18 protein-coding genes and 1 riboswitch are annotated in these 15,985 nt (G+C 55.5%); of the genes, 8 read left to right on the top strand and 10 right to left on the bottom strand.

Going from position 1 to position 15,985, the window contains the following annotated elements:
* Nucleotides 1-6: 6 nt before the first annotated feature.
* On the bottom strand, nucleotides 7-987 hold the full coding sequence (locus LG300_RS03645) for a zinc-binding alcohol dehydrogenase (RefSeq protein WP_404377054.1): 981 nt from the start codon (nucleotides 985-987) through the stop codon (nucleotides 7-9).
* A gap of 272 nt (nucleotides 988-1,259) precedes the next feature.
* Between LG300_RS03645 and LG300_RS03640 the strand changes: the two genes are divergently transcribed.
* The 4 genes from LG300_RS03640 to LG300_RS03625 all read left to right on the top strand — a co-directional run bounded on the left by LG300_RS03640 (nucleotide 1,260) and on the right by LG300_RS03625 (nucleotide 5,048).
* Entirely contained in the window at nucleotides 1,260-2,000 is a 741-nt protein-coding gene (locus LG300_RS03640; protein ID WP_404377053.1) for a CDP-alcohol phosphatidyltransferase family protein, read from the top strand.
* Nucleotides 2,001-2,119: 119 nt separating this feature from the next.
* Nucleotides 2,120-3,457, top strand: a complete 1,338-nt coding sequence (locus tag LG300_RS03635) for an erythromycin esterase family protein (protein WP_404377052.1) — start codon at nucleotides 2,120-2,122, stop codon at nucleotides 3,455-3,457.
* Between the two features lie 9 nt (nucleotides 3,458-3,466).
* Entirely contained in the window at nucleotides 3,467-4,129 is a 663-nt protein-coding gene (locus LG300_RS03630; RefSeq protein ID WP_404377051.1) for a phosphoribosyltransferase, read from the top strand.
* A gap of 358 nt (nucleotides 4,130-4,487) precedes the next feature.
* A complete protein-coding gene (locus LG300_RS03625) occupies nucleotides 4,488-5,048 on the top strand; it encodes a manganese efflux pump MntP family protein (RefSeq protein ID WP_083023102.1) in 561 nt (186 codons plus the stop codon).
* A gap of 121 nt (nucleotides 5,049-5,169) precedes the next feature.
* On the opposite strand, the gene bla is transcribed toward LG300_RS03625, so the two are convergent.
* From bla to LG300_RS03605, 4 genes are all read right to left on the bottom strand, one after another.
* On the bottom strand, nucleotides 5,170-6,051 hold the full coding sequence (bla, locus tag LG300_RS03620; protein WP_404377050.1) for a class A beta-lactamase: 882 nt from the start codon (nucleotides 6,049-6,051) through the stop codon (nucleotides 5,170-5,172).
* A gap of 78 nt (nucleotides 6,052-6,129) precedes the next feature.
* On the bottom strand, nucleotides 6,130-6,594 hold the full coding sequence (locus tag LG300_RS03615; protein WP_404377049.1) for an OsmC family protein: 465 nt from the start codon (nucleotides 6,592-6,594) through the stop codon (nucleotides 6,130-6,132).
* Between the two features lie 62 nt (nucleotides 6,595-6,656).
* Nucleotides 6,657-7,178 (bottom strand): DUF2442 domain-containing protein, encoded by a 522-nt coding sequence (locus tag LG300_RS03610; protein ID WP_404377048.1) that lies wholly within the window; start codon nucleotides 7,176-7,178, stop codon nucleotides 6,657-6,659.
* Nucleotides 7,172-7,441: a DUF4160 domain-containing protein gene (locus LG300_RS03605; protein WP_399842105.1), complete on the bottom strand. Its 270-nt coding sequence runs from the start codon at nucleotides 7,439-7,441 to the stop codon at nucleotides 7,172-7,174. Before LG300_RS03605 ends, LG300_RS03610 begins: the two co-directional genes overlap by 7 nt.
* Nucleotides 7,442-7,608: 167 nt before the next feature.
* On the opposite strand from LG300_RS03605, the gene LG300_RS03600 reads away from it, so the two are divergent.
* From LG300_RS03600 to thiC, 4 genes are all read left to right on the top strand, one after another.
* Nucleotides 7,609-8,430: an aldo/keto reductase gene (locus LG300_RS03600; protein WP_404377047.1), complete on the top strand. Its 822-nt coding sequence runs from the start codon at nucleotides 7,609-7,611 to the stop codon at nucleotides 8,428-8,430.
* Nucleotides 8,431-8,467: 37 nt separating this feature from the next.
* On the top strand, nucleotides 8,468-8,698 hold the full coding sequence (locus LG300_RS03595) for a type II toxin-antitoxin system Phd/YefM family antitoxin (protein ID WP_404377046.1): 231 nt from the start codon (nucleotides 8,468-8,470) through the stop codon (nucleotides 8,696-8,698).
* A 189-nt stretch (nucleotides 8,699-8,887) separates the two neighbouring features.
* A riboswitch (TPP riboswitch) is annotated at nucleotides 8,888-9,039 on the top strand.
* A gap of 80 nt (nucleotides 9,040-9,119) precedes the next feature.
* Nucleotides 9,120-9,788, top strand: coding sequence for a thiaminase II (gene tenA, locus LG300_RS03590; protein ID WP_404377973.1), 669 nt, complete (start codon nucleotides 9,120-9,122; stop codon nucleotides 9,786-9,788).
* Between the two features lie 23 nt (nucleotides 9,789-9,811).
* On the top strand, nucleotides 9,812-11,728 hold the full coding sequence (gene thiC / locus LG300_RS03585; RefSeq protein ID WP_404377045.1) for a phosphomethylpyrimidine synthase ThiC: 1,917 nt from the start codon (nucleotides 9,812-9,814) through the stop codon (nucleotides 11,726-11,728).
* 31 nt (nucleotides 11,729-11,759) lie between these two features.
* Here thiC and LG300_RS03580 read toward each other — a convergent pair whose 3' ends face one another.
* The 5 genes from LG300_RS03580 to LG300_RS03560 form a co-directional block, all read right to left on the bottom strand.
* Complete coding sequence (locus LG300_RS03580) at nucleotides 11,760-12,839, bottom strand: NAD(P)-dependent alcohol dehydrogenase (RefSeq protein WP_404377044.1); 1,080 nt, start codon at nucleotides 12,837-12,839, stop codon at nucleotides 11,760-11,762.
* A gap of 355 nt (nucleotides 12,840-13,194) precedes the next feature.
* Nucleotides 13,195-13,380, bottom strand: coding sequence for a CsbD family protein (locus tag LG300_RS03575; protein WP_404377043.1), 186 nt, complete (start codon nucleotides 13,378-13,380; stop codon nucleotides 13,195-13,197).
* 321 nt (nucleotides 13,381-13,701) lie between these two features.
* Nucleotides 13,702-14,253: a porin family protein gene (locus LG300_RS03570; protein WP_404377042.1), complete on the bottom strand. Its 552-nt coding sequence runs from the start codon at nucleotides 14,251-14,253 to the stop codon at nucleotides 13,702-13,704.
* A gap of 166 nt (nucleotides 14,254-14,419) precedes the next feature.
* On the bottom strand, nucleotides 14,420-14,929 hold the full coding sequence (locus LG300_RS03565; RefSeq protein WP_404377041.1) for a porin family protein: 510 nt from the start codon (nucleotides 14,927-14,929) through the stop codon (nucleotides 14,420-14,422).
* Between the two features lie 75 nt (nucleotides 14,930-15,004).
* Nucleotides 15,005-15,925: an EamA family transporter gene (locus LG300_RS03560; protein ID WP_404377972.1), complete on the bottom strand. Its 921-nt coding sequence runs from the start codon at nucleotides 15,923-15,925 to the stop codon at nucleotides 15,005-15,007.
* Between the last annotated feature and the right edge of the window lie 60 nt (nucleotides 15,926-15,985).

Here is a 15,985-nt window from a genome sequence, read left to right as displayed (position 1 = left end):
GCTGAATTAGGGGTAGCGTATCCGGTGGCAGAGCGCGGTGCTGTGCGGCCCGAATAGCTTAGGCGCCAGCGCGGGTAACTCGGCAAAATCGCTTTCGCCGCTGATGAGGGCATCCAGGCTAGCATCGGCCAGCAGGCGTAACGCCACTTCTAGGCGGCGGCGGTGGTTCCAGCGGGGCTGCAGTTTGGCGGGTAGCTGACCCACCTGGCTGGCACGCAGGGTTAAGCGCTGGGAGTGAAACGCGCCGCCTAACGGCAGAGAGACTTCGCCCTGGCCAAACCAGCTCATTTCAATTATGCGGCCCTCGTTGCCCACTAAACTCATGGCATGGCGTAGGCCATCCGGGTGGCCACTGGCGTGAATCACGCAGTCTTGATCCGTAGGTGCCTGCTCAGGCAGAGCAAAAGGAATGCCCAAGGCGCGGGCAAGCGCTTCGCGCTCGGGGTTAACATCAATCAGTTGCACCTCTACCCCAGGGATTCGCGCACATAAATAAGCGACCAGCGCGCCGACAACGCCAGCGCCCATCACACACACTCGCTCACCCAGCATGGGGTTGGCATCCCACACGCCGTTCAGGGCGGTTTCCATATTGGCAGCCAGTACCGCACGGCGGGCAGGCACATTATCTGGAATCGGCACCACCATCGTAGCGGGCACGATATAGCGATCTTGGTGGGGGTAAAGGCAAAAAACGGGTTGATCGACAAGCTCGCGGGGGCCGTGGGCCACGCGCCCCACGCTGCAGTAGCCGTACTTCACCGGGGTAGGGAAATCGCCCGCCTGGAAAGGCGCACGCATCCGTTGCACCTCGCTTTCAGGTACGCGGGCATTAAATACCAGCGACTCGGTACCGCGACTCACCCCGCTGTAGAGGGCACGGACCAGCACCTCGCTTTCGCCTAGGGCAGGTAGCGGTTCGTCCATTAGTTCACCGTGGCCTGGGCGTGTCACCCAAAATGCCACGGCCTTATCGGGCGCCGACATGACATTTCCTTATCGTTGAAGCGCTGTTTCCATCCATAGTGTTTAGATCACGGCGCTTAGCGTTGCTAAGTTTTGGCGTCTTTTCAATGGCACACCTATAGCTTAGCGTAGAAAGGGCATTGGTCTATTAACGCTTGCCAGCCGACACGCCGGATGGAAAAAGGGCGCGTGATGTATAGACAACCCTACACACCTATACAAGAATGGTACATAGTTAAATAATTGTATCGTTAATTTCAACTGCGGTTGGTTATCCCGCTTCGTGAGCCACCATGCCCCATGTCTCCAACTCCTCTAGCGATTCGTTCCCTAAGCGCCTTTACAGCGTCGCTGAGCTTCTGTTGGGCGCGCTGTTACTGGCCGTGATTGGCGCACTGCTCGCCCCGCTGACGGCCAGCGCAGCGAACTGGTGGGTAGCGAGTGGTTTTTATGCACTGATTAGCCTGCTGGTACTGGCGTTTTGGCCCCACGGGCCGCTGGGCTGGGCCAACCGAGTCACCCTTGGCCGCTCAGTGCTAATTTCGCTAGTGGCAGGAGCGCTGGTTGGCGAAGCGTTTATTCAGGCAATCTGGCTATGGCTGGGCGTGGCGGTCATTGCCCTGTTGCTGGATGGGGTCGATGGCTGGATAGCCCGGCGAACACGCAGCCACTCCCCGTTTGGCGCCCGGTTTGATATGGAGCTGGACGCCCTGCTGATCACGCTGCTCTGTATCGGGCTGATTGTGGAAGAATCACTCGGGCTCTGGGTACTGCTGATTGGCAGTATGCGCTACCTGTTTGTTGCCGCTAGCCTGCCCTTCCCCTGGCTGAATGAACCGCTGAATGAGAGCTTTCGCCGCAAAGCCGTCTGCGTGTGGCAGGTGGTCGCGCTACTATTAGCATTAACACCACTAACCTCGTCTTTTCTCGCCGGTTTGCTGGCGTTGAGCGCCCTGATGAGCCTTGTCTACTCATTCGGTGTGGACGTGTGGTGGCTATACCGGAAAGCCGATCATTGCAAAACTCCGCACTAACCCAGCCCATGTCGCAAGGGACCTGATGCTGCTTGGCCGACCAGCCAAGATAAGCTTGGATAAGGTGATTTTTCCTGACTATAGTAAATTTCACACGCCCCGCGCTCTGGGAGATTCTCATGGATCACTCGACAGTAGCTCCCCTCCCTTCTGCTCGGCAAACCGCACAGGCGATTGCTAACGCTTGCGAGCCTCTTCCCACGCTGGAAGAGGAAGAAGCCTTCGGCGCTCAATTTGACCGTTTCGGCGAGGCCAAGATGGTATTGCTGGGCGAGGCGTCCCACGGGACTTCCGAATTCTATCGAGCGCGGGCAGCAATTACCCAACGGCTTATCAAACATCACGGATTTAATATGGTGGCCGTTGAAGCGGACTGGCCCGACGCTGCGCATATTGACCGCCACGTTAGGCACCGCGCGGTAGTAGGCGAAGAGCGGCAGGCGTTCACTCGATTCCCCGCCTGGTTGTGGCACAACACTGAAGTTGAAATCTTTACCGAGTGGCTGCGCCAACATAATGCCAGCCTGCCCTTTGAACAGCGCACCAGCTTTCGCGGCCTGGATATTTACTCACTGCGTGCCTCCATGGTTGCCGTGCTGGATTATCTAGACCGAATCGACCCCGATGCCGCTAACCTTGCCCGCCAACGTTATGGCTGCTTAACGCCCTGGCATAGTGAACCCGCTCTGTACGGACACGCCGTCTTACGTGGCGAGCGAGACGCTTGCGAAGAGGCAGTGGTGGCGCAACTTCAAACGCTACTGGACCACCGGCTTGAGTACATGGCCAAAGAGAACGGCGAGGCCTATTTCAATGCGACCCAGAACGCCCGTGTGGTGAGAGCGGCGGAACAGTACTACCGGCTGATGTATCGTGGCTCCACCCAATCCTGGAACCTGCGTGACCGGCATATGTTCAATACGCTGCAACAGCTTATCCAGGCCAAAGGCCCTGATGCCAAGGTAGTGGTGTGGGCGCACAATTCCCATATTGGTAACGCCTCTGCCACAGAGATGGGCTGGCAGGGGCAGTTCAATATCGGCGAGCTATGTCGCACCGCTTATGGGGACCAAGCAGTGCTTATCGGTTTTGGGACGCATACCGGGTATGTCGCCGCCGCCGATAACTGGGATTCCCCCATGCAGATCAAGCAAGTGGTGCCATCACGTGCTGACTCCTTTGAGCGCATTTTTCATGAAACGCGGCTGCCACGCGCCTTAATGGATCTACGGCATTCTCACCACATGGATGCTCGTGACCGCTTAATGCCAACGCGTTTAGAACGCGCCATCGGTGTTATCTATCGTCCTGAAAGCGAATACTACAGCCACTACTTTAAGGCCTCGCTAGCAGAGCAGTTTGATGCCTACGTGTGGTTTGACGAGACCACCCCCATCACGCCGCTGCCTAGCGAAAGACCCCATGGCGTACCCGATACCTACCCGTTTGGTGTTTAGGAGCGACTCATGGCCGCTTATAGAGCACTGTTCGAAAATCGACGTGATGCAGGCCGTAAACTCGCCCAAGCATTGACCGGATCGCACTACGACCTAGTGCTGGCACTGCCCCGCGGAGGAGTGCCTGTGGCCTACGAAGTAGCCACCCGGCTAAAGCTCCCGCTTGACGTGATCATTGTGCGCAAAATTGGTGCCCCTGGGCAGCCTGAGTTTGGGCTTGGCGCGGTTGTTGATGGCGACCCGCCGCAGGTAGTGCTAACACCGCAAATGGTAGACATCTTCCAACCTTCCGAACGCTACCTTGAAGCAGAAATTCAGCGGCAGCTGGATGAGATCACCCGCCGCCGCCACGCGTACATCGGCCAGCGCCCACCGGTTAACGTTAGCGGCCGCCGAGTGTTACTGATAGATGACGGTATTGCCACTGGTGGAACGGCCAAGGCAGCCGCCAGAGCATTACGCCAAGCGGGCGCCACCAGTGTTACTCTAGCGGTGCCCGTCGCCCCGGAAACTGCATTAACCGAGCTGGCCGCCGAAGTAGATGACTACCTCAGCCTGATGACCCCCGACTATTTTAATGCCGTTGGCGCGTATTATCAGGACTTCACTCAAACCAACGATGACGAGGTGATCGCGTTATTACAAAAAGCCCAGGCTCTCAAAAACAAATAAATAGATGCTTTGTCCTTATGCTTATAACTTAAAACCACCGTAAAACAGCAATCTTTTAACTGTAAACACCTGCTACTGCCCGCCTCTTTTATTTAATAACTTCAGATCTCACCCACTTACCTTAAAAAACAAAAAAAGATGAAAAGGCCAACAAAATCAGCTAACAGACACATTGTTAGCCAAGGCTATATTAGTTCGCTATTACAAACTTTATTTTTCACTCCTTGCCTTGTTCAATGATTAAAAGCTGATAAGATTCACCGCTATTGAATCCCCCACTTTTGCGCTCAGGTATGCGGTGTAACGCATGCTGACGCAGTCGCTGTGCGCAAATGTATTACCAAAGAGTACATGTGTCATGACACCTGTTGCCCTACTATTTTTAGCGGTTTCCATGTCGGCGGATGCCTTTGCAGCTTCCATCAGTAAAGGCGCGGAACTCACCAAACCCCGCTTCCGCCATGCGGTCGGTATTGGCTTGGTATTCGGCATTATTGAAGCGATGACGCCTGTACTCGGCTGGGTAGCAGGCAAGGCTTCTCAGCAGTACGTAGAAGCCTGGGATCATTGGGTTGCATTTGTTCTACTGACCATCATTGGCCTGCATATGATGTATGAAGGGCTGAAAAAAGAAGAAAAAGTAGAGCACCGCAAACAAACGCTGTGGCTGCTGGTACTGACGGCCACCGCCACCAGCCTGGACGCCATGGCCGTGGGCGCCAGCTTGGCATTTATTGATGTGAACATCATCACCACCAGCCTTGCTATTGGCCTTGCCACCACCGTGATGGCATCGCTGGGTACACTGCTTGGTCATAAGTTTGGTAAATACGTAGGCCACTGGGCGGAACTGATAGGCGGCGTGGTGCTGATTGGGATTGGTGTCATGGTGGTCGTGGAGCATACGGGCGTATTGTAATAACGCAGCCATAAGTATGAGCAGCTGTGTTTAAGATAGAGTTTAACAGCGCTACCATTTCGGTGGTTCTAAAGAAAAACAGATATAAAAAACGGGTGGCCTATTCGCCACCCGTTTTTTATTAGTTATCCGCTAAGACGTCTTGAACCACTTCGCCTAAAGACGCAATGGCCGCATTACGCTCCTTAAACGATGCCTCGGTTTCGGTGATATAAAACACCACGACGGTGGGTGGCTGCTCCGGTGGCCAAATAATCGCGGTAATCGAGCGCGAGCCGTAACCACCCGCACCGGTTCTGTCTGCCATTACCCAATCAAACGGCATCGCAGCACGAAACAGGCCATCGGCCACCGCGTTCCCCTTCATCCATGCCTCTAACTGCTGACGAGACTCATCTGATAACACATCCCCAAGCACCAGCTTTTCTAACGTAGCCAGCATGGCGTTGGGTGTGGTGGTATCCCGCTCATCCCCTGGCGTGGCTTCGTTTAACTCGGTTTCGAAGCGGTCTAGGCGGGTAACGGGGTCATCCATGCTGCGCGCAAACGCCGTCACCGCTTCCGGTCCGCCTAGCGCTTGCAGCACTAGGTTGGCGGCGGTGTTATCGCTGGTGGTCATGGTGGCATCGCACAGCTCGAACAGCGTCATCGGCCGATGGCCCGCGTACTGCTCGGTGACCGGCGAGTAGGTGACCAAATCGGACTCTTCAAAACTGACCTCGGTTTCCAGCGCCAGTTGCCCCTCATCCACCTGCTCCAGCAGCGCGCCACAGGCCAGGGTTTTAAAGGTGCTGGACATGGCAAAGCGCTCATCCGCATTCACTTCCCAGCGCTGGCCCGTGGCTAAATTGTGGGCGGCAAAGCCAATACGCGCACCCAGGGTTTGCTCGATGCGCTCAAGCTCGGCGGTAATGCGATCCTCCTGCGCCATGACAGAAGACGAGGCAAACAACAGGCAAGCCAACAGCGCAGCACGCATCCAGCGTGGGTGGCGGTGGTTCATTGTAGATATTCCTAAGCAGTTAGGGGAAAGCGTCCGTGCTGAGTTTAGCAGGCAAGCTCTGTAAGATAAGGTACGAAATTAAAACTGAATCTCGGTCACCACATCGGTCTTAACGGAGTTAGCGATAAAGCACTTTTCATGGGCAGCATGATGAATCTGCTCAAGCGCCTCCATGGAGGGTGGCTCCCCTGCAAACACCGCCTTTGGCCGCAGCGTTACTTGGGTCATGGCGATCTTCCCATCGCTGCCCTTCTCCATTACACCCACCGCGTTATCCACATAGCTTTCTACGACAAAACCCTGCTGCGCGGCAATGGCGAGAAAGAACAGCATATGGCAACTGGAGAGCGAGGCCACGAACGCCTCTTCCGGGTCGACGTTGGCCTCGACTGAATAAGGCAACGGCACTACATGAGGCGATGACGAAGCAGGCACGCGAACGCCGCCATCAAACACCCACTCGTGCCCACGGCTATAGCGCTGATCTAGAAAGGCTTCATCAGCCCCACGGGCCCACTGAATGGAAGCGGTATACTCGGCCATTTGGGTTCCTCTGGTTAAATAGCTAGGTAGAGTAACGTCAATGCGTAAGCGCAGAACCCAGCTTAAATGTAAGGCTCGTTGATACTTGCGGCACGGTCTTTCGCTAGCTCAATGACGGCATGCCCCAGCTGCACCAGCGTGCCAAAATTAGGCTTGGTTTCAGGTTTTAATGAACGGTAAGCGCTGGTGCGACTTTTGATACCTGCTTTCGCGATCACTTGGCTATGACCAAATTGCTCCACATAAGAGCGAATAGCGGCTTGCAAAATATCAGGGCGGCCCTCTTTCATTGACTCCCAGGAAGCCTGCTTAATCACGGCTTCCATTTCTTGAACGTTAAAAAAAACGTCTGCAGACTTTTGCTCACCTTTGGTAATGGCACGCAGTGTTGCCGCAGAAAGCTCATTGCCGCTCCAATTGAGGGAGCCTTCCGGAGTTAAGGAAAAACGCTTGAAGTCTTTGATCTCAGAAAAAGGAGGCTTACTGAAGTAAGCTGCCAGATCAGCGCGGCCCTGGTAACCATCGCTGAACGTTAGCGCCAGGGCATGATCTGAAATGATATCAACATCCACGATTTTTAGCATACGTCACCTAGCTTACCTGGGTTTTCGCCATTCACTGCTTTGTGCCACATCACCATCAACTGTTCACGGTGCTCGAAAATATGGCTCTCTGCTCTCTTACGCTGCTTGCTAGGCAGATAGCCCTCTAGACATTCTCCCGTTTCAATCGCAATGATTAGCTCGTAGCTACCATACTTCACATGAAGGTGGGGTAGCTTATGTTGCTTGTTATCAAAAAAATACAAGCAAAAAGAAAGGCCTAGCAACGCATCAATTTCCGGCATGGTATCTCTAACGCCTGTTATTTCAATAGACTATAGCACCGTATCTTTAAAGAGACAAAATAGAAAAATTTCGAGGCACGGATCGTCTACGATGGAAGCATGAACGGCGATGGCCTTGGGCAGTCAGAACCGCATCGCAGAAAGAAATGACACTAGGAGAGCGAGATATGCAGACAATAGATCTAGGCGGCGTTAGCGTACCCCGTATCGGCCAAGGCACCTGGCATATGGGCGAGGATGTCGGGCAGCGACAGGCTGAAATCAGGGCGCTGCGTGAAGGCCTGGACCTGGGCATGACGCTGATCGATACCGCCGAGATGTATGCCGAGGGCGGCGCTGAAAAAATCGTTGGCGAAGCCATTCGCGGGAGGCGCGATGAGGTGTATCTCGTCAGCAAGGTTTACCCGCACAACGCCAGCACCCAGGGGGCTCAAGCCGCCTGCGAACGCAGCCTGCGCCGATTGGGCACCGATACGATTGATCTCTACCTGCTGCACTGGCGCGGCCAGTACCCGTTGAGCGAAACCGTGGAAGCGTTTGAGCGGCTGCGCGAGCAGGGCAAGATACTGCGCTGGGGCGTGTCGAACTTCGACGTTGACGACCTAGCGGAGCTAAACGCGCCCGCTTGCGCTACCAATCAGGTGCTCTACAACCCCGAAGCCCGCGGCATTGAATACGACCTGCTGCCCTGGCAAGCACAGCACCGCATGCCGCTTATGGCCTACTGCCCCATCGGGCAAGGCGGCGCGCTACTTCGTGACGCTACCCTGCAACGCATCGCCGATAAACACAGCGCCACTCCCGCGCAAGTCGCGCTTGCCTGGGCACTACGCCACCCCGGCGTCATCGCGATCCCTAAAGCCGTGAACCTGGACCACCTCAAACAGAACGCTGATGCTGATAAGGTCAGGCTCGATGACGAGGATTTGGCACAGATGGATGCCGCCTATCACCCGCCAATGTGTAAGCAGTCTTTACGGATGGTGTAACCAAGCGCCCATCAACGGCCCGTTCAGGAGAACCCTTATGGATGTCATCAGCGACACCATCGCTAGTATCCATCTAACAAAAATCATGGAGCAGGTCTGTGAATACCACTCCCCTGTGATCATTACTCGGAGTAAATCCCCATCTGTGGTCATGATGTCTCTGGAAAACTACGAGGCATTGCAAGAAACCGCTTACCTTCTACAAGCACCAAAAAACGCACAGCGCTTGCTGGAATCCATTGCCGAGCTGAAGCAAAGCGGCGGTTGAGAGAATACACGTATTGAGTGCAGTCCATACTCACCGCAAACGCCAGGGAAGCGATCTATATGGGCAAAAGGCCGATAAAAAGCTTCTTAGCCGATTCGGTAACATAATCAAAATTCACTGTTCACTCGATCCACCACCTACAATCCTCACTTGCATCTCCCCCCACCCGCCTCCTACACTCCACCCACGAACAGCTTGACGGGGTGCCGGTGATATCCGGCTGAGATGGCGCAGGGTGGGCTTTTGGCTACCAAGCGCTGGTCCCGCTGAACCTGATCCGGCTAATGCGCTGCTTTGAACGTGGCGCGGGTACCGGCGTAGGGATCAAGCGATGGCCGCGGCGCTCCTTTTACGCCACCCTTCCGTGCCATTCCCTCGATCTTTCTCGCCTGCCCTCCGGATCATTACCACCGGAGGCATCATGGGCTACCGCTTTACCGATCTCACCACCGCTTGCCAGCAAGATTGGCGCGCTTATATCGAACACGATTTCGTGCGCCAGCTGGGCACCGCCACGCTGCCTGAGGCATCGTTTCGCCACTACCTGAAGCAGGATTACCTGTTCTTGATCCACTTCGCCCGCGCCTATGCGCTGGCCGCTTACAAAAGCCCCACCCTGGCAGATTTGCGCCAAGCCCATGAAAGCTTAAAAGCCATCGTGGATGTGGAGCTGGGCCTGCACGTGGGCTTTTGCCAGGAGTGGGGTATTTCCGAGCAGGAGCTTGCCGAACTCCCCGAAGCCCGCGCCACGCTGGCTTACACCCGCTATGTATTGGATACCGGCAACCGCGGCGACCTGCTGGATTTGCACGTGGCGCTGGCCCCTTGCTTGGTGGGCTACGGCGAAATTGCCAACTGGCTGAACGCACAGCCTTCCACGCTGCGCGGCGAGCAAAACCCTTTCGATGCCTGGATTGCCATGTACGAAGGCGAGGAGTTCCAGGCCGCCATGCAGGCGGAGCTTGCGTGGCTCGATGCCCGCTTGGCCGATGTCACCCCCGCCCGCTTTCGTGAGCTTGCCAAAATCTTCCGCGATGCCACCCGCCTGGAAATCGATTTCTGGCAGATGGGTTTAGACCTTTCTCAATAATGACCAACAACAAGGAAACCGTCATGACCAAGACCGTCAAAAGCAAAACCGCCCATTTTTTAGCCGAAACCGCCCAAGTAGATGCCGCCGCCGTGGCCCCCCTGCCCGGCTCGCGCAAGGTGTACGTAGAAGGCTCGCGACCGGATATTCGCGTGCCGTTTCGGGAAATCACCCTCTCGCCCACCAAAACCAGCGGCGTGGATGAGCAGAACCCGCCGCTGCTGGTGTACGACACCTCCGGCCCCTACACCGACCCCAGCGCCCGCATCGATTTGCGCCAAGGCCTGCCAGAACTGCGCCGGGCCTGGATTGAAGAGCGCAACGACACCGAGTTTTTAGATGGCCCCACCAGCCAGTACGGCCAGCGCCGCGCCAACGACCCCACGCTGGCCCAACTGCGCTTTGATTTAACCCGCACCCCGCGCCGGGCAAAAGCGGGTAAAAATGTGACCCAGCTGCACTACGCCCGCCAGGGCATCATCACACCGGAAATGGAGTTTATCGCCCTGCGGGAAAACCAGCGCCGCCAAGCGTTAGGCACGGCGGAAGTGGAGCGCATTCTGGGCCATCAACATGCGGGCCAGAGCTTTGGTGCCAGCCTACCCAAAGAAATTACCCCGGAGTTCGTGCGCGATGAGGTGGCCCGTGGGCGGGCGATCATTCCCAACAACATCAACCACCCGGAAAGCGAGCCGATGATCATTGGCCGTAACTTCCTGGTGAAAATCAACGGCAACCTGGGCAACTCGGCGGTCACCTCTTCCATTGAAGAGGAAGTGGACAAGATGACCTGGGGCATCCGCTGGGGCGCGGATACCATCATGGATCTCTCCACCGGGCAGAACATTCACGAAACCCGCGAGTGGATCATCCGCAACTCGCCGGTGCCGATTGGCACGGTGCCCATCTATCAGGCGCTAGAGAAGGTCAACGGCATTGCCGAAAACCTCACCTGGGAGATCTTCCGCGATACGCTGATCGAGCAGGCGGAACAGGGGGTGGATTACTTCACCATTCACGCGGGGGTGCTGCTGCGCTATGTGCCGCTCACCGCCAACCGCGTCACCGGCATTGTCAGCCGTGGCGGCTCCATCATGGCGAAGTGGTGTTTGTATCACCATCAGGAGAGCTTCCTATACACCCACTTCGAGGAGATCTGCGAGATCTGCAAGCAGTACGATGTGGCGTTCTCGCTAGGCGACGGCCTGCGCCCCGGCTCCATTGCCGATGCCAACGATGAAGCGCAAATGGCGGAGCTGAAAACCCTGGGCGAATTGACCCACATTGCCTGGAAACACGATGTACAGGTGATGATCGAAGGCCCCGGCCATGTGCCCATGCACCTTGTGAAAGAGAACATGGATAAGCAGTTGGAGTACTGCGACGAAGCGCCCTTCTATACCCTTGGGCCGCTGGTAACGGATATCGCGCCGGGCTACGACCACATTACCTCCGGCATTGGGGCGGCGATGATTGGCTGGTTTGGCTGCGCCATGCTCTGCTACGTGACGCCGAAAGAGCACCTGGGCCTGCCCAATAAAGACGACGTGAAAACCGGCATCATCACCTACAAGATTGCCGCCCACGCAGCGGATTTGGCTAAGGGCCATCCGGCGGCGCAGCGTCGCGATAACGCGCTCTCCAAGGCGCGCTTCGAGTTCCGCTGGGAAGACCAGTTCAACTTGGGCCTAGACCCCGACACCGCGCGGGAATTCCACGATGAAACCCTGCCGAAGGATTCCGCCAAGGTGGCGCACTTCTGCTCCATGTGCGGGCCGAAGTTCTGCTCCATGAAGATCAGCCAGGAAGTGCGCGATACCTACCGCGACCTTACGCCGGAAAACGCCGCTGAAGGCGATGCCGAAGCGGTGAAACGCGGAATGCAGGAGCAGGCGGAGAAGTTCCGCCGGGAAGGCAGCGCGCTGTATCAGGAGGTATAAAACAAGCGATATCGCACGCTGCCGATGGCCCTCAGGAAACCTTGAGGGCCACTTTTAATACACCGTCGCGCTGGTGGGAGAACAGGTCGTAGGCCTCGACGATGTTCTCAAGCGCGTAACGGTGAGTCACCATGGGGCCAAGATCCAACCGTCCGGCGGCAATGATGCTCATCAGCCTGCGCATGCGCTCTTTGCCGCCAGGGCAAAGTGAGGTAACGATCTTGTGGTCGCCTAGGCCCGCACAGAAAGCGCCCAGCGGAATCGTCAGGTCTTGGGAGTAAACGCCCAGGCTGGAGAGCGTTCCACCGGGTTTTAGCACCCGCAGAGCGGACTCAAAAGTCTGCTGCAGGCCAAGCGCTTCAATCGCGGAATCGACGCCGCGCCCGCCGGTGATTTTGAGAATTTCCTCGACCACATCCACCTTGCGGAAATCCAGCGTTACATCCGCGCCCATCTGCTTGGCCATCTGTAAACGCTCATCAACACCGTCTACCGCAATGATCATCCCGGCCCCACGCAGCCGCGCACCCGCCGTGGCGCATAGGCCAATCGGCCCTTGGGCGAATACCGCCACAGTGTCGCCAATTTTGATACCAGCGGCTTCAGAACCGGCAAAGCCGGTGGACATAATATCCGGGCACATCAGCACCTGTTCGTCGGTTAGGCCATCCGGCACTGGCGAGAGGTTGGCCTGGGCATCCGGCACCAGCAGGTACTCAGCTTGTGCGCCGTCGATGGTGTTACCAAAGCGCCAGCCGCCCATCGGTTTATACCCGTGGCCGTGGTGGCCGCCATCCTGCGAGCAGCAATCATCCTGGCAGGCGTAGGAGGTAAAACTGGGGCAAATGGCACCAGCAATGACCCGCTGGCCTTCTTGGTAACCTTTTACATTGGCACCTAGTTTTTCGATCACGCCCACGGGTTCATGGCCAATGGTCAGGCCGCGCTCCACCGGGTACTCACCTTTCAGGATATGTATATCGGTGCCGCAGATCGTGGTGGTGGTCACACGCATCAGCGCATCGTTAGGGCCGATCTCTGGAATAGGTTTTTCGTCAATCTCGATGCGGCCTGGCTCAACGAAAATGGCCGCTTTCATCATGGTAGGCATGGAACACTCCCTCAGTGTGGTGAGTCATGGCACATCACCATTACGTCATAGCAGGCGTTCCGCTGCCTTGCACTCCATCAAGGTTGTGCACGATAAAAATAGGCGTCTGATCGGTTGTTTGTTGACCTAAATCAATGCGATCAATTATCCATAATTAGCTGCAAATACTAAAATAGTGTCATCAACTTCACCGTAGTGCTGTTTCCCTGAGCGTGGCGGCGATACTCATGGTTTCCATCTTTTCTGGCGCGATTCCGCAAAGCCATTAACCATCTTGCTTGAAGCAATATGATTGAACCCCCATAACGCCAACAGGGGACCGAAGCCCCCTGTTAATAATTAGTGCTGCATCCATTTATCGCTGTTTTTTCTGGCTCCCCTTGGCGTCACCTTTGCCTTTTTGCAGCTCGCCTTTTGCTTGCTGGGCTTTACCTTTGGCTTCGGTTTTGCTGCTGTCGGTGGTCTTGCCTGCCGCTTCTTTTACTTTACCTGCGGCTTTATTGGCCGCGCCTTTCGCTTTATCTTCTTTGCCACTTGCCATGACGAACACCTCTAATCCGTTAGTAGGGAAACTGCCGAGCGTCGAGTCAACACTGGCTACAACGTCGGCTCACTTTTCAGAGTAGTCTTTGTTATGAAAAGTGCCTCAACTAGTTTCAGGCAAGCGCGCTGGTTCCCAGCGGTTGAGCAAACATGCACTACTTGCACATTAGCCCCCAAGCGGCCACTTTCGAATGGAGTAGCGCCAGAAGGCACATTTCAGCCTCGCAAAAACATTAGCACGCTAAAAATGTATGTAAAACCCCCGCTGCAGCGTCCTTGCTCAGTCAGCGGGGTGCTTGGTTAGCGCATTAGTGCCGCTTTAGAAGCGGTAGCGCAGACCAACGCTGTAGGCATCCAGGTCATACTCCGCTTGGCTTAGGTAACGAGTGACATCAGCGCTAATGGCGAGGGAGTCAGACACATCAACTTCTGCGCCAGCGCCGAAAGAGACGTCATCATCGCGGCCGCTTTCATTTAATCCGAAACCACTGGCGGTCAATTTCACTTCTGAATAACCTAGTAGACCGAACAAGCGTGCGTTATTGCTCAGCGGAACGATACCTTTCAAGAAACCGCCAACCAGATAATCTAACTCCATATCAAGACCGTAAAGATCATCAGAGCCACCTGTCGCCCCATGGAACTCAACAGCGAGGTACTCATCTAGCTTCACGCCTGCCACAAGGCGCAGGCCAACAGCGTCAAAACTTTCATCAGCACCATCCAGGTCTAACGTCCACGCCATGGCATCAGCGCCCACATAACCCTGTGGATAGCCTGCGTCGTAACCTACGCCAAATGATTGCGCGTGTGCAGCGCCGCTCATTAACAGTGCAGAGGCAACCACTAGTGCTTTAGCTGAGACTTTCATCTTGTTCCCTTAACGTTATGGCACCTTTAAGGCACCTTTAATAAAGGCCACAAGATTAACTATATTTAACAAAAAATACAATTAAAAACCCCGCTGTATAAACTATTCGCTTAGTACAGCGGGGCTGTATTCCCTTGATAAATTATTTACTTAATATGGTAAATGCTTAGAACCGGTAACTCAGTCCTATGCTTGCTGCATCAAAATCATAAGCTGATTTATCCAGGTAGCGCATGTAGTCGGCACCTACTGATACATTTGGGGCGATATCCATTTCTGCACCCGCACCATAGGAGAAACCGCTTTCACGGTCGCTGTTGATATCAACCTCGGTGAAACCCGCTAAACCATACAGACGTATTTCAGACGCTATAGGGACAATCCCTTTTGCGTAAGCACCTGCTATGTGATCTAGTTCGGCTCCCCCATCTGAACCGCCGGTTCCCAGATGGCCTTCAACAGCAAAGTAGTCGTTAAATTGCGCGCCACCGCGCAAACGCAGCCCAACAGCATCACGTGAAGAACCACGGTCAGGGTTTAGGCTCCAGAACATGGCATCACCGCCCACATATCCTTGTGGGTACTGAAATGATTGCTGGGCTTGAGCTGATGCCGCGAAAGTACCTGCACCAACCAGAAGCGCTGCGGAGGTGAGTGATAATACGGTCATCTTCATAAGTTAAACCTCAGTTAAAGAACAGTGTTTCCTTACACAGATAAGTGTGGCCCTGCTTCTGTAAAAACGCAAATGTTATCGGCTCTTCGATAAACTCAGCACCACAATACCGCCCACTACCACTGCCCCACCGACTAGCTGACTGAAGCTCAGCATTTGGCCGAGCACCACATAGCCGATAAGCAGCGATGCCACTGGCTCGAAATTCATCACCGGGGCATTGCGCGCCATATCCAGCCGGGGCACAAAAATAAACAGAATAGAGAACGCGCTGCCGTAGAGCAGCGCCAACAGCGTTAACCCTATCCACCCCGTGCTGTTATCTGGCAGGCTCATGCCGCCAGGCATCGCGCCCAGCAACCCGCCAATAACGATAGCAATAAACACGGTCTGCATAGTGAGAAGACTACGTAGCGTACTGCCTACACCGGCTAAGCGGTGCTCGGTAATCCACAGGGCGCAGGCAAACGCAAAGGCGGCCAGCAACCCAAAACCGATACCTGCCAACCACTCTGGCCCCATGGCGTCGGCGTTGGCGATCCAGCTAGGAATATCCAGCACCACCAATAGGCCAATCAGAATGGAGCCCATAATCAGGCAGCTGCGCAGCGATGGCCTGGGGCCGCCCAGCGCCCAGCTCAATAGCGCTAGCTGGATGGGAAACGTGTTCACCAGCAACAACGCAATCACGACCGGCAACCGCGCCACGGCAGAGTAGAGGCTGACACTCTGCAGGGTAATCAGTAGCCCCACTGCTAACTGCCACGGCCAGGTGCCGGCCGGTAGCCAGAGGCGTTTTTTCTGTAGAATGACGAGCGTGAGCAGAATCAAACAAGCCACGCCCGAACGCATCAACACCGCCAGTAGCAGCCCCGTGCCGTTATCAAACGCTAGGCGGGCAGAAACATGGTTAGCAGCAAACATGGTCGCCACAGTCATCATCAGCAGAATGGCAATATGACGCGGTAGCATAGCGGGGCTTGAAGTTGGGGGCATAGGCACAGAGCGGCTCACGATAGGTAATATAAGAAACGGGACGCCGACATTTTACATAGA

The organism is Vreelandella aquamarina (genome assembly GCF_044805175.1).
In the GTDB taxonomy this organism is placed as follows: domain Bacteria; phylum Pseudomonadota; class Gammaproteobacteria; order Pseudomonadales; family Halomonadaceae; genus Vreelandella; species Vreelandella aquamarina_B.
This window is presented reverse-complemented; position numbering and strand designations above follow the sequence as displayed.

What these genes read in the sequence shown, in the direction of transcription:
- LG300_RS03645 (WP_404377054.1), bottom strand. Translation starts at nt 987, where the DNA reads ATGTCGGCGCCCGATAAGGCCGTGGCATTTTGGGTGACACGCCCAGGC.
- LG300_RS03640 (WP_404377053.1), top strand. Translation starts at nt 1,260, where the DNA reads ATGCCCCATGTCTCCAACTCCTCTAGCGATTCGTTCCCTAAGCGCCTT.
- LG300_RS03635 (WP_404377052.1), top strand. Translation starts at nt 2,120, where the DNA reads ATGGATCACTCGACAGTAGCTCCCCTCCCTTCTGCTCGGCAAACCGCA.
- LG300_RS03630 (WP_404377051.1), top strand. Translation starts at nt 3,467, where the DNA reads ATGGCCGCTTATAGAGCACTGTTCGAAAATCGACGTGATGCAGGCCGT.
- LG300_RS03625 (WP_083023102.1), top strand. Translation starts at nt 4,488, where the DNA reads ATGACACCTGTTGCCCTACTATTTTTAGCGGTTTCCATGTCGGCGGAT.
- bla (WP_404377050.1), bottom strand. Translation starts at nt 6,051, where the DNA reads ATGAACCACCGCCACCCACGCTGGATGCGTGCTGCGCTGTTGGCTTGC.
- LG300_RS03615 (WP_404377049.1), bottom strand. Translation starts at nt 6,594, where the DNA reads ATGGCCGAGTATACCGCTTCCATTCAGTGGGCCCGTGGGGCTGATGAA.
- LG300_RS03610 (WP_404377048.1), bottom strand. Translation starts at nt 7,178, where the DNA reads ATGCTAAAAATCGTGGATGTTGATATCATTTCAGATCATGCCCTGGCG.
- LG300_RS03605 (WP_399842105.1), bottom strand. Translation starts at nt 7,441, where the DNA reads ATGCCGGAAATTGATGCGTTGCTAGGCCTTTCTTTTTGCTTGTATTTT.
- LG300_RS03600 (WP_404377047.1), top strand. Translation starts at nt 7,609, where the DNA reads ATGCAGACAATAGATCTAGGCGGCGTTAGCGTACCCCGTATCGGCCAA.
- LG300_RS03595 (WP_404377046.1), top strand. Translation starts at nt 8,468, where the DNA reads ATGGATGTCATCAGCGACACCATCGCTAGTATCCATCTAACAAAAATC.
- tenA (WP_404377973.1), top strand. Translation starts at nt 9,120, where the DNA reads ATGGGCTACCGCTTTACCGATCTCACCACCGCTTGCCAGCAAGATTGG.
- thiC (WP_404377045.1), top strand. Translation starts at nt 9,812, where the DNA reads ATGACCAAGACCGTCAAAAGCAAAACCGCCCATTTTTTAGCCGAAACC.
- LG300_RS03580 (WP_404377044.1), bottom strand. Translation starts at nt 12,839, where the DNA reads ATGCCTACCATGATGAAAGCGGCCATTTTCGTTGAGCCAGGCCGCATC.
- LG300_RS03575 (WP_404377043.1), bottom strand. Translation starts at nt 13,380, where the DNA reads ATGGCAAGTGGCAAAGAAGATAAAGCGAAAGGCGCGGCCAATAAAGCC.
- LG300_RS03570 (WP_404377042.1), bottom strand. Translation starts at nt 14,253, where the DNA reads ATGAAAGTCTCAGCTAAAGCACTAGTGGTTGCCTCTGCACTGTTAATG.
- LG300_RS03565 (WP_404377041.1), bottom strand. Translation starts at nt 14,929, where the DNA reads ATGAAGATGACCGTATTATCACTCACCTCCGCAGCGCTTCTGGTTGGT.
- LG300_RS03560 (WP_404377972.1), bottom strand. Translation starts at nt 15,925, where the DNA reads ATGCCCCCAACTTCAAGCCCCGCTATGCTACCGCGTCATATTGCCATT.